Below are 1429 nucleotides of genomic sequence, written 5' to 3' on the forward strand. Positions count from 1 at the left end.
AAAGCACCCCTTCTCCCGAAGTTACGGGGTCATTTTGCCGAGTTCCTTAACCAGAGTTCTCTCGCACACCTTAGGATTCTCTCCTCGCCTACCTGTGTCGGTTTGCGGTACAGGCACCTTTTATCTCGCTAGAAGCTTTTCTTGGCAGCGGGGAATCAAAGACTTCGCTCCATAAGGAGCTTCCCCATCACAGCTCAGCCTTTACGATAAGCGGATTTGCCTACTTATCAGCCTAACTGCTTGGACGTGCACAACCAATCGCACGCTTCTTCTATCCTTCTGCGTCCCTCCATTGCTCAAACGATAAAGAGGTGGTACAGGAATATCAACCTGTTGTCCATCGCCTACGCCTGTCGGCCTCGGCTTAGGTCCTGACTAACCCTGAGCGGACGAGCCTTCCTCAGGAAACCTTAGGCATTCGGTGGACGGGATTCTCACCCGTCTTTCGCTACTCATACCGGCATTCTCACTTCTAAGCGCTCCACCAGTCCTTCCGGTCTGACTTCACTGCACTTAGAACGCTCCCCTACCACTGATACCATTGGTATCAATTCGCAGCTTCGGTGGTGTATTTAGCCCCGGTACATTTTCGGCGCAGAGTCACTCGACTAGTGAGCTATTACGCACTCTTTAAATGGTGGCTGCTTCTAAGCCAACATCCTAGTTGTCTAAGCAACTCCACATCCTTTTCCACTTAATACACACTTTGGGACCTTAGCTGGCGATCTGGGCTGTTTCCCTCTTGACTACGGATCTTATCACTCGCAGTCTGACTCCTAAGGATAAGTCATTGGCATTCGGAGTTTGACTGAATTCGGTAATCCGATGAGGACCCCTAGTTCAATCAGTGCTCTACCTCCAAGACTCTTACACTTAAGGCTAGCCCTAAAGCTATTTCGGGGAGAACCAGCTATCTCCAGGTTCGATTGGAATTTCTCCGCTACCCACACCTCATCCCCGCACTTTTCAACGTGCGTGGGTTCGGGCCTCCATTCAGTGTTACCTGAACTTCACCCTGGACATGGGTAGATCACCTGGTTTCGGGTCTACGACCACGTACTAAACGCCCTATTCAGACTCGCTTTCGCTGCGGCTCCGTCTCTTCAACTTAACCTCGCACGGGATCGTAACTCGCCGGTTCATTCTACAAAAGGCACGCCATCACCCATTAACGGGCTCTGACTATTTGTAGGCACACGGTTTCAGGATCTCTTTCACTCCCCTTCCGGGGTGCTTTTCACCTTTCCCTCACGGTACTGGTTCACTATCGATCACTAGGGAGTATTTAGCCTTGGGAGATGGTCCTCCCAGATTCCGACGGAATTTCACGTGTTCCGCCGTACTCAGGATACATTCAAGAGAGAACGAAGTTTCGACTACGGGGTTGTTACCCTCTACGACGGACCTTTCCAGGTCGCTTCGTCTACCT

1 rRNA gene is annotated in these 1429 nt (G+C 51.1%); it reads right to left on the bottom strand.

What is annotated here, in order from left to right:
- Positions 1-1429 (bottom strand): 23S ribosomal RNA (locus JDS98_RS29550); the annotation flags it as partial.

Source organism: Bacillus cereus group sp. N11 (assembly GCF_016483605.1).
GTDB lineage: Bacteria > Bacillota > Bacilli > Bacillales > Bacillaceae_G > Bacillus_A > Bacillus_A toyonensis.